Raw genomic sequence first — 14,987 nt, forward strand, 5'->3', positions numbered from 1 at the left:
GACCAGATGGTGCGGGACGTACAGCCATCCCAGCCACCCTCCGCGCGCGTGGCAAGGGTTGCAGCGGGGTTGCAACTGTTGTCGGCAGACCTTGCCCACGACACGGACAAAGGTTGTGTCAAAGGCTGGGCTCTGCTTCCTCCAGGCCGTACGGTGGGGTCTGCGAGGAGGGCACGGCGACCCGGGGGGTGAGGATGACCGCTCCGCGTACTGAGGCTTCGACGTCGGGTATCGATCTTCGCAGCCTCTACCGCATCCGCTCTGACGTCCTCGCCGGACGCTCGCCCGAGCACGAGCCGCGCGCCCTCGTTCGTGCCTCATGGGACCGCACCAGGACGCTCGGGCTCACCCCGGACGGCACACCGCCGGAGCCGCCGGTCGCTGCCGCCGAGGTCGAGGCCGAACGCGCGGCCAGCGCGCTGCGCCCGATGGTCGACCAGCTCAGCGACCTCTTGCGCGGCGCGGTCAACTCCGCAGGCATGCTGCTCGCGATCACCTCTGCCGACGCCCGCATCCTGTGGCGGGCCGGCTCCGGGCCCCTGCGCCGCCACGCCGACGAGCTCGGGATGGTCCCCGGTGCGACCTGGGCCGAGGGCAACGTGGGGACCAACGCGATCGGGACCGCGCTCGTCGAGGGTGTTCCGGTCGGCATCCATGCTGCCGAGCACTACGCCGAGGACCACCTCCCGTGGTCGTGCGCGGCCGCGCCTGTGCGCGACCCCCTGACCGGCGACCAGATCGGCGTGGTCGACCTCAGCTATCGCAACCCCAGCGTCAACCCGCTCGCACTCCCCCACGTCGTGATGGCCGCACAGCTCGCCGAGGCTCAGCTGCGCCAGCGCTACCACGACAACGCCGACCGGCTCCGCACCTACGCCGCACCGATGCTCGCACGGCTCGGAGGCCCCGCGCTGGCCGTGACCCGCGACGGGATCTGCGCCGCCGCCGTCGGCACCGAGCCACCGCCACGGGTGGACCTCCCTCGCGAGATCGAGCCTGGGTCGCTCTGGCTGCCGACCCTCGGCAACGTCATCGCCGAGCCCGTGCCGGACGGGTGGCTCCTGCGGCTCGCCCACGACGGCTCCGACCACGAGCCGACGACCCGTGTCCGTCTCGACCTCACCCGCACCCCGGCGATCGTCGAGGTGACGGGGCCGAGCGGCTCCTGGAGCCATGCCCTCTCCCCCCGGCACTCCGAGATCCTTCTGTCGCTGGTGCGCAACCCCGACGGCCGCTCGGCGTCCGAGCTCGCCAACGATCTCTTCGGCAACGCCGCCCGTACAGTGACCGTACGGGCCGAGATGTCGAGGCTGCGGCGGACCCTGGGCGGTGTCCTCGGGGCGATGCCATACCGGGTCAGCGAAGCCGTCGACATCGAGGTCGAGCTGCCGGACGACCCTGCGGCGCTCATCCCGGGCTCTGCGGCCCCGATCGTGGTGAGCACCCGTGACGACCTCGCGGCCGAGCTCCGCGAGCGTGCCGAGTCGCCGCCCGCCGGCCGCCACCGCGCCTACTGACGCTCCTGGCCTTCAGCGCGTCAGCCGGTCGAGGAACGCGACCATCAGTGCCTCGCGCAGCGCAGGGGGCGCCACATCGAGGAGTGCGTTGACCGGGGCCATCCGTGCGGGCACGCCGACCGCACCGTCGTCGCCAGCCAGCCCCGCCAACGCCAGCAGGCCGTCGAACGCGGCGTCGTCCAGCGTCGCGGGATCGAGAGCCTGTGCCGCCGCCCGCAGCTGAGGGTCGATGACGACAGGACCGGTGGCCACGGCTTCGGTCACGGCATCACGCAGCGTGTTGAGGAACTCCGGGACAAGGTCGGCCGTCGCTGCCGAGACGGTCAGGTGCAAGGTCGGCGGGAGCTCGCCGTACGCCATCTGCGGCTGCACGAACCACCCGCGGTCGAGCATCGCGTCGCTGAGCGTGAAGACGTCGCACGCCTCGTCGGTGCTCACGGCCACGAGAGTCGTGTCAGGTGCTGACGCCAACCGCAGGTGGGCGATCTCGGCGACACCCGCAGCGAGCGCGCGCGTGCCGTCGTAGGCGCGTCGGGCGAGGACGTGGTAGCCCTCGTCGCCCAGGTAGGAGACGACCGCCCACGCCGCGGCGAGCGGGCCGCCGGACTTCGTCGACTGCATCGTCGCGTTGAGCATGGTGTAGCCGGGCCAGTCGGCGCTGGCGAAGAACTGGGGGCGCCGGAGCTGTGGGGTGCGGTGCAGCAGCAGCGAGACTCCCTTGGGCGTGTAGGCGTACTTGTGGAGGTCCGCGGAGATGCTCGTGACGCCCTCGACCGCGAAGTCCCACGGGGTCGCGACCAGACCGTCGCGCTCGAGCCACGGCAGGACCCAGCCCCCGATGCAGGCGTCGACGTGGAAGCGGACGCCTCGCGCCGCCGCAGCAGACGCGATCTGAGGGATAGGGTCGACGACCCCGTGGGCGTACGAGGGCGCGCTCGCTGCGACGAGGACGACACGGTCGGCGTACGTCTCGAGTGCGGCGACCATCGATGCGGGGTCGGCCCGGAAGGTCTGCGGATCGACAGGGACGCTCACCCGCTCGACACCGAAGTAGTGCGCAGCCTTGTGGAACGCCGCGTGGATCGTCGTCGGGACCACCATCACCGGGCGTGCGACGTCGGGGTGTGCGTCGCGGGCGGTCTGCACGGCGAGGAGGATCGACTCCGTACCGCCCGACGTCACCGTGCCGACTGCGGTCGGCGGGGCGTGGAAGAGCGGTCGCGCGAAGGCGACGAGGTCGCGCTCCATCGCGAGCAGGCTCGGGAACGCGGTCGGGTCGAGACCGTTCGTCGCCCCGTAGGCCGCGAGCGCCTCTCTGCCGAGCGTGTCGGCCTCGGCGATGCCGGAGTCGTACACGTAGGCGAGCGTGCGTCCGCCATGGGTCGGGAGGTCGTCGGCACGCAGCGCGAGGAGGCGGCTCAGGACGTCGTCGACGGTGCGGTCAGTGGTCATGGGGTCGGCTCCTCGGGCGGGTGGTCTGGGGTGATGGCAGCGGTGGCGACCGTGTGGACACGGTCGTCGAGGGTGTAGCGGCGCAGCCACAGGAGGCTCAGTGCCACGAGGACAGCGGGCACGACGGAGAAGCCAATCGCGATGGCGGTCAGCGCCGAGTCGGGCTGCGCGACATCCTCACCGCCGCGCGAGGACACATAGCCGCCGAGGGACAGCACGAGGGCGTACAGGCCCGGCCCGAGCGCGAGGCCCAACGTCTCGCCCGCGGTCCAGACGCCGGTGAAGACGCCGATGCGGTTCTCGCCCGTGCGTGCGGCGTGCTCGGCCGCGACGTCGGGAACCATCGCCATCGGGAAGACCTGCGCACCGGCATAGCCGATCCCGACGAACGCGGCCGCGATGTACGCCGCCCACGCCGTCCCCGTCACGGCGACGAGCAGGCCGATCGACCCCACCACGAGGAATCCGGTCGCGAGGACGTAGCCGTGACGCTTGCCGCGGCGCGCGGCGACACGCTCCCAGAGCGGGGTGACGACGAGCGCGGGTCCGACGAACGCCACGAAGAGGAAGGTCGACGCCCCGCCACCGTCGAGCAGGTGAGAGGCGACGTAGGCGACGCCCGCGAGCATCGCCCCGACGCCGAGCGCCTGGAGGACGAACGTGATGAGGAGGTTGCGGAAATCCGTCGACTGTCCGACCAGGCGCAACTGCTCACGGAGACTGCCGGACGGGCTCGCCACCCCGTGATCGGGCGCACGACGGGTGCCGAGGTAGGCGCCGAGCACCCCCACGACGAGGATCAGCCCGATGTAGACACCCATCACGCGGTAGCCGGTGGCCTCGGAGGTCGCCTCGCCCACCGCGTCGACGACCATGGGAGCCGTCGCCCCCGACAACAAGATGGCGAGCGCCAGAACGATGACCCGCCACGTCATCAGTCTCGTGCGCTCGTCGTAGTCGAGGGTCATCTCGGCGGGCATCGCGACGTACGGCACCTGGAAGAACGCGTAGGCGCTCGCGCACGCCAGGAACATCACGACCACCCAGGCGCCGGCGAGCCAGGTCGGCTCCGACGGCCCGGCGAAGATGAGCGCGAAGGTCACCGCGAGCAGGAGACCGGCACGCAGCAGGAACGGCCTGCGCCGCCCGCGCGGATTCGTCGACCTGTCGCTGATCCGGCCCGCCACCGGGTTGAGGAAGACGTCCCAGGCCTTCGGCGCGAAGACCATGACGCCGGCGATCCCGGCTGCCACGCCCAGGGTGTCGGTGAGGTAGGGAAGGAGCAGCAGGCCGGGGACGGTGCCGAACGTGCCGGTCGCGACGGAGCCGAGCGCGTAGCCACGCCGGACCGACGGAGCGAGAGGCTCGGCCGCGGCGCCCGGCGGAGGTATCGAGAGCATGCGACGTTTCTACCGCACGATCCAGGGCACGTGTCCAGGATCACGCACACCGCTCACGGTGCGAGGCCGACGCCCCACGCGCGCAGGTCGTCCGTCCGTGCGACCGCCCACCCGTTGCGCTCGATGCGGAGCCCGTCCGGCCGTGGCACTCCCACCCACGCGACCGGTGACGGCCGCCATCCGAGCACGACCCCCGACTCGACGGCGCTCGCACGCAGGTAGTCGGAGGCCTCGACGTCCTCGGGACGCTCACCCGACCAGGCGGAGACGGCGTCGACAGCCTCGAGCCGGCTCGCCACCTGCACGCGGAGCACGTCGCGTGCCTCGACCATCCAGGTGAGTCGGGAGCCGCTGGACCACGACTCGAGCAGGAGCACCGGGGACCCGTCATCGAGCAGCGCCCACGGGAAATGTCGCTGACCCCACAGGCTCCAGTAGGCCGACCCGCGTAGCCCTTCGGCCGTGTCTGGACCGTCTGCGACGTCGGCGCGACGACGGTGACGGCGGTGCTGGACAAGGACTGCGGACATGGTGGTCTCCTTCGGTCGACGACGAGACCTCGACGGTAGGGGCGTGGCGCCGGCGTGACGGGCGTCCTCCACAGGACGAGGTGGCGGCCACGACTTTCCCCAGGTCGCGCGACCGCGCGAGTCCTCCCTCGGCGGATCAGCCATTCCTGCCCTTGCTCTTCACCGCACGGTTTACGATCCAGGTGCACCCTCACCCCACAGGAGTACGGATGAGCGACGACGCGACCGCCCGTCCGCAACGGCGATCCTCGGCCCTGCTGAAGCGACGCCTCGTCGAGGATCAGCGTCGACAGCTCGACGCGATGCTCGACTGGGCGTTGACCGATCCCGGCGTCGAAGAGATGGCCGCGCAGATCGTCGGAGCGCGCCGGCGCTTCATCATCGGCGCCACGAAGTCGTTCGCGTACGCCTCGCTCCTCGCACTCGACCTCAGCGCGAGCCTCGCCAACGTCCACCTCGTCGACGGCACGATCATCCGGCCGATCGACGTGCTGAGCGACGTGCGCAGCTCCGACGTCATGGTCGCGTTCTCGATCCAGCGCTATCGCAAGTACACGATCGACATCGCCACCGCGTTCCAGGAGGCCGGCGGCCGGCTCCTCGTCATCACCGACGCACCCGACGCACCGCTGGCCGACGTCGGCGCGGACGTCGTGCTCGTCCCGCCGGCCGGGGTCTCGTACGACAGCTCCCCGCCGAGCCTGAGCCTGCTCATCGGCGTCATCGCGGCGCTGACCGCGGCGAGCGCCAAGGGTGCCGGCCGCCGCAGCGCGCAGCGCGACCACCTCGGCGAGATCCTCGATCTCTACGTCGACTGACGCCGTTCTTGGACGAGTGACCTAGATCACCACCTGAACCACGTCATAACGGACACGCCCCCTCGTCTCACATGTGTCACGGGGTCGGGATCAACGTGCCCCCCGCCGTAACCCCGACCCGATCCCGTGACCTCCAAGCGTCACGGGCCCAGGCTCCCCCTCCCGGGTCCGTGACACCCCTTGAGCCGCTCGCGCGCATCCCTCGGGCGCGAGCGGCTCAACCATGCCGGCGGGTCGCTCGCGCCTGGGAAACGTGGGAGTCCACACGCGCGCGGAGTACAGTCGAGTGCACCCCCGGCAGGACGGGGAGGTGTGCGCACATGCCGTGGTTCGTGTGGCTGACCGTGGCCATCGGCCTGGCCGTCGCCGAATTCTTCACCCTGACCTTCGCCCTCGGCCTGCTCGCCGTCGCGGCGCTCGTCGCGGCCATCGTCGCGGGAGTGGACGGACCCCTGTCCATGCAGCTCCTCGCCTTCACCGTGACCGCAGCAGCCACCCTCCTGGTCGTACGCCCGGTCGCCCGGCGCCACCTGACTCAGCCGCCGCTGCTGCGCGACGGGAGCGAGGCGCTGGTCGGACGCACCGGCATCGTGACCCAGGAGGTCACCGCCTTGCACGGGCTGGTCCGTCTCTCGGGCGAGGAGTGGTCGGCGCGCGCGTACGACTCGAGCGCCGTGATCCCCGCAGGGGAACGGGTGGACGTGATCGAGATCGACGGTGCGACCGCGATCGTGCACAGGTGGGAGACGTGATGGAGCTGGCGGTCCCGATCATCGTGGCGGCGGTCGTCGTCGCCTTCGCCGTGCTTTCGACCGTGCGCGTGGTGCCGCAAGCACGTCGCTTCAACGTCGAGCGCTTCGGGCGCTACCGGACCACGCTGCAGCCGGGCCTGAACTTCATCATCCCGGTCGCGGACCGGATCAACACCAAGCTCGACGTACGCGAGCAGGTGCTCTCGTCGCGGCCGCAGCCGGTGATCACCGAGGACAACCTCGTGGTCAACATCGACACCGTCCTCTATTACCAGATCACCGATCCCCGGGCAGCCGCGTACGAGGTGGCGAACTACCTCCAGGCGATCGACCAGCTCACGGTGACCACCTTGCGCAACGTCATCGGGTCGATGGACCTCGAGCGGACGCTCACGTCACGCGAGGAGATCAACACGCGGCTCCGCAACGTCCTCGACGACGCGACAGGCAAGTGGGGAATCCGCGTCAACCGGGTCGAGATCAAGGCGATCGACCCGCCGTCGACGATCAAGGAGGCGATGGAGAAGCAGATGCGTGCCGAGCGTGACAAGCGGGCACTGATCCTCCATGCCGAGGGCGAGCGGCAGGCCAAGATCCTCACGGCAGAGGGCACACGTCAGCAGGAGATCCTCGTCGCGCAGGGCGACCGGCAGGCCGCGATCCTGCGCGCCGACGGCGAAGCGACAGCGCTTGAGCGCGTCTTCCAGGCCGTGCACCAGAACGACGCCGATCCGAAGGTGCTGGCGTACAAGTACCTCGAGATGCTTCCGCAGCTCGCCGGCGGCGAGCACAACACGTTCTGGGTGATTCCCGGTGAGCTCACCCAGGCCGTACGGGCGGTGACGGAGGCGTTCGGCGGGACACCGCACGAGGAAGAGGCGGTCGCGGCGGTCGACGGCCGTCCGACACCAGGGCCGACGTCGACAGACCCGGCGGCGGCAGTAGAGCAGGCCGCGCGCCAGGCGCAGGACGCGGTGGCCGATGCACGCGCCGAGGTCGCCGCGGCCGAGAGGGGCGCCGAGTAGTCAGCAGACGCGCTCGCCGGCGACCTTCTCGAGGAGCCGGACGAGATCGCGCTGCTCGTCTGCGGACAGGTGCTGCAGGAGTCCGCCAGCTCCGCTTGCGCGCAGCCGGCCGAGCCGCTCGAGGGTGGCGCGACCTGCCGGCGTGAGCGTGACGAGCGTCGCACGCCGGTCACGCGGGTCGGGACTGCGCACGACGTCGCCGGCACGCTCGGCCGCGTCGACCTTCGATGTCACGGACCGCGGGCTCACGCCGAGCGCCTCGGCCAGCTCGCCGGGACGCGCCTCGCCCCCCGCGCGCGCAAGTGCACGCAGCATGCGCATCTGGCCGGGCGCCACCGCCTGCTCGCCCATCTGGGCGTCGGCCTCGCATCGGACCGCACGCATCGCCGCGTGCAGCACAGAGAGGAACTCAGCCCCCGTCGGGCCTTCGGTCGCCATGGCCCCATCCTACCGTGAGCCTTAATGACTTTGTGTCTCCCAGATAGTGAACTAGACTCACCTCTGGTAGAGACCCGTACGGAACAGGAGGTCTCCCATGGAACTCGGTTCTCCCTCCGGAGCCCGCGGCGGTGGCCGCCGCTCCTTCACCCAAGACTCCTCGGTCGCGAAGCACACACTCCACCGAGACACGATGCGCCGCGTCCTCGCCTTCGCCAAACCCCAACGCGGCCAGCTCGCGATCTTCCTCGTCATCATCGCCATCGCCGCCGCCGCAGGCGCACTGACCCCGCTGCTCGTCCGCGACCTCATCGACGACGGCATCACCGGCGGCGACCGCGGACTGGTGGTCACCCTCGCTCTCGTCATCGCCGCCCTCGCCCTCGTCGGCGCCGTCCTCACGGTCCTCCAGACCTGGGTGTCCGCACGCATCGGAGAGCGTCTGATCTTCGACCTGCGGACCGCCGTCTTCGACCACGTCCAGCAGATGCCGCTCGCGTTCTTCTCTCGTGCCCGCACCGGCGCGCTGGTCCAGCGGCTCAACGGCGACGTCCTGGGTGCTCAGCAAGCCTTCACCTCGACACTCTCGAATGTCGTCAGCAACTCGCTCACGATCGTCTTCACGCTCGCGGCGATGATCACGATGTCGTGGCAGCTCACCCTCGTCTCTCTCGTCCTCCTGCCTGCCTTTGTCCTGCCCGCGCGCTGGGTCGGCCGCAAGCTCGCCGGGATCACCCGCGAGCGCTATGCGCTCAACGCCGACGTCGCGCAGATGATGAACGAGCGCTTCAATGTGGCGGGGGCGCACCTGGTCAAGGTGTACGGCCACCCGGCGGCCGAGTCCGCGGACTTCGCCGGCAAGGCCGGGCGCGTCCGCGACATCGGTGTCCGTGCTGCGGTGCTCGGCACGTACTTCCGGGCCGGGCTCACGGCCGTGGCCGCCGTCGGCACCGCGATCGTCTACGGCGCCGGCGGCCTGATGGCGATCGGAGGGTCCCTGACGGTCGGCATGGTCGTCGCACTCACGGCGTACCTCGGCCGCCTGTACGGCCCGATCACCGCGATGTCCAACGTCCAGGTCGACGTGATGACCGCCTTGGTCAGCTTCGAGCGCGTCCTCGAGGTGCTCGACCTCGAACCGATGGTCGCTGACGCCCCGGATGCGCACGACCTCGCCGACGACCTGGCGCGCAACGGCGCGACGCTCGAGCTCGACGGTGTCGCCTTCCGCTATCCCGCCGCGTCGGAGGTCTCGCTCGCGTCGCTCGAGGACGTGGCGACGCTGGGCAACGACCCGGTCACCGACACCCTGCACGACGTGAGCTTTGCCGTGCCCGCCGGTGCCACCGTCGCGCTCGTCGGTCACTCCGGTGCCGGCAAGACCACGATCTCTCAGCTCGCGACACGCATGTACGACCCCACGGCGGGTGCTGTCCGGATCGCGGGTGCCGACCTCCGCAACGTGACCCAGCGGTCGCTGCACGACGCGGTCGGTGTCGTGACCCAGGAGGCGCACCTCTTCCACGACACGATCGCGGCGAACCTCCGCTACGCCAAGCCGGACGCCACCGATGCCGAGCTCGAGACGGCGCTGCGCCGGGCCCACGTGTGGGAGCTCGTAGCGTCGCTCCCGAGCGGCCTCGAGACGGTCGTCGGCGACCGCGGCTACCGACTGTCCGGCGGGGAGCGTCAACGTCTCGCGATCGCCAGGATGCTGCTCAAGGAGCCCGCGTTCGTCGTCCTCGACGAGGCCACGGCCCACCTCGACTCCGAGTCGGAGGCGGCCGTCCAGGCTGCGCTCGACGAGGCGTTATCGCGCTGCACCTCGCTCGTCATCGCGCACCGCCTCTCGACGATCCGGAATGCCGACCTGATCCTCGTCCTCGATGGCGGACGAGTCGTCGAGAGCGGGACGCACGCCGAGCTTCTCGCGGGCGGTGGCACCTACGCCGACCTCTATCGGACCCAGTTCGCGAGCAGTGCCGACCGCACGGACGAGCCCTCGGCCGACCGCGCGATGGCGTGACGCACAAGGGCTGCGTTCCCCCTGGTGCCGCCGGACACCACGCGTCCTGATCAATTCCGTCGCACCCCACTTGCCCTCGACGCGCTGCGGGAGTGTGATCGACCCTAGAGAAACGACGGACGAGGTCGAGCGGGGTGGCGTCAATGGGCGCGAGGGGGACCGATGAGGGTCGCAGACGCGGCAGCGGTGCACCACCGCTGACGACGACCGACCCGAGTGACATCCGCAACATCGCCGTCGTCGGACCTTCGGGCTCGGGCAAGACGACGCTCGTCGAGGCACTGCTGGCAGCGTCCGGCACGATCTCTCGCGCAGGGTCCGTCGATGCGGGGACGAGCGTCGGCGACCACGACCCCGCGGCCGTGCGCCAGCACCGTACGGTCGGGCTCTCGGTCGCGCCGCTCGCGCACGAGGCGACGAAGGTCAACCTCGTCGACACGCCCGGGTACGCCGACTTCGTCGGTGAGCTGCGCGCGGGGATGCGCGCGGCCGACTCCGCGCTCTTCGTCGTCTCGGCGACCGAGGAAGTCGACGTCGCGACGCGCGCGGTGTGGGACGAGTGCGCGGCGGCCGGCATGCCTCGCGCGCTGGTCATCGCTCGGATCGATCACCAGCGCGCAGCCGTCGATGCGGCGCTGGCGAGCCTACGAGGGGACCTCGGCGAGGGCGTGCACCCGGTCTACGAGCTGGACCCTGACGGCCTGATCGGGCTCATCAGCCTCCGCCGTTCGGTCTACGCCGACGGGAAACGGACACTCGTCACGCCCGACGAGGCCGACCTCGACCGTGTACGACCCGACCGCGACTCGCTCATCGAGGCGGTGATCGCCGAGAGCGAGGACGAGGCGCTCATGGAGCGCTACCTCGCGGGCGAACCTGTCGAGGCCGACGTGCTCATCCGCGACCTCGAGACGGCCGTCACCCGCGGGACCCTCTTCCCGGTCTTCCTCGTCTCGTCGCTGACGGGGGTGGGCATCGCCGACCTCCTCGACGCGCTCCCCCGGGCGTTCCCGTCACCACGCGAGCGCCCGCTCCCGGTCGCCACCGACCCGCGCGGCCGCAACCACGCCCCGCTTGCGCCCGACCCGAGCGGGCCGTTCGCCGCGGAGGTCATCCATACAGAGGTCGACGCGTACGTCGGCCGCGTCTCGCTGCTGAGGGTGTTCTCCGGGACGCTCCGGCCGGACGACACCGTGCACGTCTCCGGCCACGGCATGGCAGACCGCGGGCACGAGGACCATGACGACGACGAACGCGTCGCGCACGTCTACTCACCGCTCGGGGGCACGCTCACCGAGGTGCCGTACGCGGTCGCCGGCGACATCTGCGCGATCACCAAGGCGGGCTCGGCAGAGACCGGGGACACGCTCTCCTCCCCCGACGACCCGCTGCTCATCCATCCGTGGCCGATGCCCGAGCCGATGCTGCCGATCGCGGTCGTCGCCAAGACCCGGCGGGACGAGGACACCCTGTCGCGCAACCTCGCCCGCCTCGTCGCCGCCGACCCGACGCTGCGCCTCGAGCGCAATGCGGAGACCGGCCAGCTCGTCCTGTGGTGCATGGGCGAGTCCCATGCAGACGTCGTGCTGTCGCGGCTGCGCGAGGGCGGTGCAGACGTCGAGACCGAGCCCGTACGGGTGGCGCTGCGCGAGACGTTCGCCGGACCTGCAAAGGGGCACGGACGGCATGTGAAGCAGTCCGGCGGGCACGGGCAGTACGCGGTCTGCGAGATCGAGGTGGAGCCGCTCCCCCGAGGGGGCGGCTTCTCGTTCGTCGACAAGGTGGTCGGCGGCGCCGTGCCGCGGCAGTTCATCCCCAGCGTCGAGAAGGGCGTACGCACACAGCTGGAGCGCGGCCTCGCCGAAGGGTGCCCCGTCGTCGACGTGCGCGTCACCCTCACCGGCGGCAAGTCGCACAGCGTGGACTCCTCGGACGCTGCCTTCCAGGCCGCAGGCGCGATGGCGCTCAAGGATGCCGCTGCGAGCGCGCGGGTGATCTTGCTGGAGCCGGTGGACGAGGTCGCCGTGGACGTCCCGGACCAGCACCTCGGCGCCATCCTCGAGGACCTCTCGTCACGCCGCGGACGTGTGCAGGCGACCGATGCCGGGTCGGAGAGTGGACGGAGCATCGTCCGGGCAGCGGTGCCTGCGACGGAGCTGCTCACGTACTCGGTCGACCTCCGGTCGCTCGCCTCCGGGGCGGCGTCGTTCACGCGGACGTTCGCGCAGTATGAGGTGCTGCCGGAGGGCGCACGGTCAGGAACGCGCCTACGCTGACGGTGCCCCGACGTCTCATCGAGGAGGAACCGTGGCGAAGAACACGAAGCCCAGCAAGGTCGAGGTCCAGGTGCGCAAGCGCGTCGCCGATCTGGAGAAGGCGCTCGACGACGCGACGAGTCGGCTCAAGAAGGCACGCAAGGATGCCGACAAGGCGCGGGTCGATGCCAAGAAGACGATCCGCAAGGCGACGAAGTCCGCTCAGCGTCAGATCGCCGAGAGCGCCGACGCAGCACGCGACGAGATCGAGCGCCTGCACACGTCGGTCCGTCGGGACTCCGCGGCCGGCACTGCGCCGGCAGCGAAGAGGTCGACCGCCAAGAGGTCGACCGCGAAGAGGTCGACGGCGAAGAGGTCGGCTGCCAAGAAGGCACCAGCCAAGAAGGCACCAGCCAAGAGGGCGACCGCCAAGAAGGCACCAGCCAAGAGGGCGACGGCCAAGAAGGCACCAGCCAAGGCGACCGCGAAGACGACCGTCGCCGCGAGCGACGGCTCGTACACCTCCATGACCGTTGCCCAGCTCCGCAAGGCGGCGCAGACCAGAGGGGTGAAGGGCTACTCCCGCATGTCGAAGTCCGACCTCATCTCGCGACTCGGCGGATAGACCTCGAGCTCTGCCAGCTGGAGCCGGTGGTAGCCAGCGCCTGACTCGTCCGGCGACGGGTGCGGCGCCCCACAAGCGCCACGGGATCGACGGGACGGGGACCGCTTCCGGCCACCCGCCTCCGTCCCCGATGTGGGCATTTCGCTACCGAATCGGATGCCGCACTCGGTGGTTGAACGCCCAAATCGGGGACGGGACGGTCAGTCGTCGAGGAGGGCGGGGAGAGCGCGCTCGCCGGACGGTGCGAGGTCGCTGCGCTTCGGCAGCCAGTCCCAGCCCGCCGGCCACGTCGGCTGCGGCAGCGCCAGACCCGGCAGAGCGAAGCTCGACTTCGTCAGATCCAGCGAGTACGTCGACGCGGTCGTGTCGATGTTCCGTACGCGGCCGTTCGCCGCGCCCACGACGACGACGCCGAGGCGGTGCCCCTTCTTGACGACCGCGTCGTCCGGATCGAGCGTCACCGTCACGTCGTGCGTGCCCGCACCGTCGAGACGCGCCCACCCGCGGCCGAGGATCTGCAGCGGTGTCGTGCCGACGTTGCGCGCCATCGTGAAATAGCACCCGTCGTCGGCCGGCGTCGACTCACCCGTGCATGTCTCGGTGGTCGTCGTGGACGCGCCGTCGCCAGTCGTGAGGACGCGCTCGGCCTCGCCGTAGTCGACGAGCATGACGCCCACCTGACCCGTCGGCACCTCGGACGTCACCCTCAGCTTCGCGACCAACGAACCGCTCATCCGGGCGTCGGCGAGCAGCGGGTTGGTGGCGTACAGGAGGCGGTTGGCGTTGGCGCCTTCGGCGACCGCAGCGTTCTCACGCTGGCTCGCGGAGTTGACCCACGTCTGCGAGCCCTTCGCCGGCAGCAGACGCAGCCCACCGTCGGCCTGCGGGCGCAGCGTCGTGGTCGTGAGTCGCGCCGGCCACGTGTGCGAGTCGACCCAGTGGTTCGGCTTCGTCTCCACCGACACCCGCGGCTCACGCAGGATCGTGTTCTTGATCCCCATCAGCTCGTGGTCGAACCAGCGGTGTAGCGTGCTGACCCACTCGTCGCGGTCGATGTCGAACGGGTCTACGTGCCCGACGCGGCTCAGCCACATCTTGCGGATGACCCCCGCATTGCCGAGCTCCTCCCACCAGGTCGAGAAGTGCCGCGTCTTGACGTTGGTGTCCTGCAGCCCGTGGTAGATGAAGACGCTCGCCTTCACCTTCTCGGCGTTCAGCGCACCTGCGTCGCGGTAGTTGCGCTCGTCCCAGAAGGCGTTGTGCTCGCCGGTCTCGTCGGCGTCCTCGTCGTTCATCCGCTGCAGCGTCGCCGAGCAGTCCTGGGGCTGCGTGCGGTTCGTCGCGACCCGGGCGGCGAGTCCGCTCGAGTAGTTCCAGCTGTACGGGAGCCCCTGCGAGCGGCTGTAGTCGTACCAGGAGCTGATCGCGCTGATCGGCACGATCGTCTCCAGGCCCTTCACGCCGGTGGCCGCGACGCCGTTGGCGATCGTGCCGTCGTACGACTTCCCGATCATGCCGGTCTTGCCGTTGGACCAGTCGGCCTCGACCGGGTTGCCGGCGGCGTCGACGGCCTCGGCGTTGCCGTTGAGCCACTCGACGACGGCCTTGATCGAACCGATGTCGGACTTCCCGCCGGTGTCGACGCAGCCGTTCGAGCGCGACGTGCCGGCGACGTCGGCAGCGACGTACGCGTAGCCGCGCGGCACGAAGTAGTTGTCGTAGAAGAGCGGGAACTTCTCGAGGTTGCCCTCGGCGTCGAAGGTCTTGCACTCCGACTCGTTGCCGCGGCACAGGCTCGTGTAGTACGGGCTCGCGTCCATGACGATCGGGACGTCCACGCCCCTGGTGTCGAGCTCACGCGGCCGCACGATGTCGGCAGCGATCTTGTCCTTCTCGCCATCGCCGTCGAAGTCGGGCGCGATCACCCAGACGGTCTCGCGAATCGCGTCCGCGTAGTCGTAGACAGGGGCGGAGACGCCGCCCTGGAGGACGTACGGCTTGGCCGCCGGAGCAGCGAACGCCGTGGTCGCGGTCCCGGCGACCAGCGCCGTACCGGTGAGCGTGAGGGTGAGGAGGAGGCCGATGCCCGTCCGTGAGGTGCGCGCGCGCCGCGCCACGTTCGCCTGGTGCATGTGCCGCAGTCTGGCGG

At 70.5% G+C, this 14,987-nt stretch carries 12 protein-coding genes; 7 read left to right on the top strand and 5 right to left on the bottom strand.

Translation table 11 applies throughout. The features are described 5' to 3' along the window. Positions 1-194: 194 nt before the first annotated feature. Positions 195-1,517 carry a helix-turn-helix domain-containing protein gene (locus H4N58_RS11320; protein WP_167003132.1) on the top strand — a complete coding sequence of 441 codons (1,323 nt, stop codon included), beginning with the start codon at positions 195-197 and terminating at the stop codon, positions 1,515-1,517. 12 nt (positions 1,518-1,529) lie between these two features. Here the strand turns inward: H4N58_RS11320 and H4N58_RS11325 are convergent, their stop codons facing one another. From H4N58_RS11325 to H4N58_RS11335, 3 genes are read right to left on the bottom strand one after another with little or no spacing between them, the layout of a single operon-like run. Further along, complete coding sequence (locus H4N58_RS11325; RefSeq protein WP_167250682.1) at positions 1,530-2,969, bottom strand: aminotransferase class V-fold PLP-dependent enzyme; 1,440 nt, start codon at positions 2,967-2,969, stop codon at positions 1,530-1,532. Beyond that, the gene (locus tag H4N58_RS11330) at positions 2,966-4,369 is read right to left on the bottom strand and encodes an MFS transporter (RefSeq protein WP_167250680.1); all 1,404 of its coding nucleotides are present in this window, start codon (positions 4,367-4,369) and stop codon (positions 2,966-2,968) included. The genes H4N58_RS11325 and H4N58_RS11330 overlap by 4 nt, the downstream gene beginning before the upstream one ends. Before the next feature lie 53 nt (positions 4,370-4,422). After that, the gene (locus H4N58_RS11335) at positions 4,423-4,899 is read right to left on the bottom strand and encodes a hypothetical protein (RefSeq protein WP_167003138.1); all 477 of its coding nucleotides are present in this window, start codon (positions 4,897-4,899) and stop codon (positions 4,423-4,425) included. 209 nt (positions 4,900-5,108) lie between these two features. Between H4N58_RS11335 and H4N58_RS11340 the strand changes: the two genes are divergently transcribed. The 3 genes from H4N58_RS11340 to H4N58_RS11350 all read left to right on the top strand — a co-directional run bounded on the left by H4N58_RS11340 (position 5,109) and on the right by H4N58_RS11350 (position 7,494). After that, positions 5,109-5,717 carry a MurR/RpiR family transcriptional regulator gene (locus H4N58_RS11340; protein WP_167003140.1) on the top strand — a complete coding sequence of 203 codons (609 nt, stop codon included), beginning with the start codon at positions 5,109-5,111 and terminating at the stop codon, positions 5,715-5,717. A gap of 320 nt (positions 5,718-6,037) precedes the next feature. Continuing rightward, entirely contained in the window at positions 6,038-6,469 is a 432-nt protein-coding gene (locus tag H4N58_RS11345; RefSeq protein WP_167250678.1) for an NfeD family protein, read from the top strand. Then, positions 6,457-7,494: an SPFH domain-containing protein gene (locus tag H4N58_RS11350; protein ID WP_243845103.1), complete on the top strand. Its 1,038-nt coding sequence runs from the start codon at positions 6,457-6,459 to the stop codon at positions 7,492-7,494. The genes H4N58_RS11345 and H4N58_RS11350 overlap by 13 nt, the downstream gene beginning before the upstream one ends. Here H4N58_RS11350 and H4N58_RS11355 read toward each other — a convergent pair whose 3' ends face one another. Beyond that, positions 7,495-7,932, bottom strand: a complete 438-nt coding sequence (locus H4N58_RS11355) for a MarR family winged helix-turn-helix transcriptional regulator (RefSeq protein WP_167003144.1) — start codon at positions 7,930-7,932, stop codon at positions 7,495-7,497. Between the two features lie 97 nt (positions 7,933-8,029). On the opposite strand from H4N58_RS11355, the gene H4N58_RS11360 reads away from it, so the two are divergent. The 3 genes from H4N58_RS11360 to H4N58_RS11370 all read left to right on the top strand — a co-directional run bounded on the left by H4N58_RS11360 (position 8,030) and on the right by H4N58_RS11370 (position 12,838). Further along, positions 8,030-9,958, top strand: coding sequence for an ABC transporter ATP-binding protein (locus tag H4N58_RS11360; RefSeq protein WP_167003146.1), 1,929 nt, complete (start codon positions 8,030-8,032; stop codon positions 9,956-9,958). Positions 9,959-10,101: 143 nt separating this feature from the next. Continuing rightward, positions 10,102-12,234 carry an elongation factor G-like protein EF-G2 gene (locus H4N58_RS11365; protein ID WP_167003148.1) on the top strand — a complete coding sequence of 711 codons (2,133 nt, stop codon included), beginning with the start codon at positions 10,102-10,104 and terminating at the stop codon, positions 12,232-12,234. 31 nt (positions 12,235-12,265) lie between these two features. Beyond that, positions 12,266-12,838: a Rho termination factor N-terminal domain-containing protein gene (locus H4N58_RS11370; protein ID WP_167250676.1), complete on the top strand. Its 573-nt coding sequence runs from the start codon at positions 12,266-12,268 to the stop codon at positions 12,836-12,838. Between the two features lie 200 nt (positions 12,839-13,038). On the opposite strand, the gene H4N58_RS11375 is transcribed toward H4N58_RS11370, so the two are convergent. Further along, positions 13,039-14,970 (bottom strand): CocE/NonD family hydrolase, encoded by a 1,932-nt coding sequence (locus H4N58_RS11375; protein ID WP_167250674.1) that lies wholly within the window; start codon positions 14,968-14,970, stop codon positions 13,039-13,041. Positions 14,971-14,987 lie beyond the last annotated feature (17 nt).

This window comes from Mumia sp. ZJ1417, assembly GCF_014127285.1.
Lineage (GTDB): Bacteria > Actinomycetota > Actinomycetes > Propionibacteriales > Nocardioidaceae > Mumia.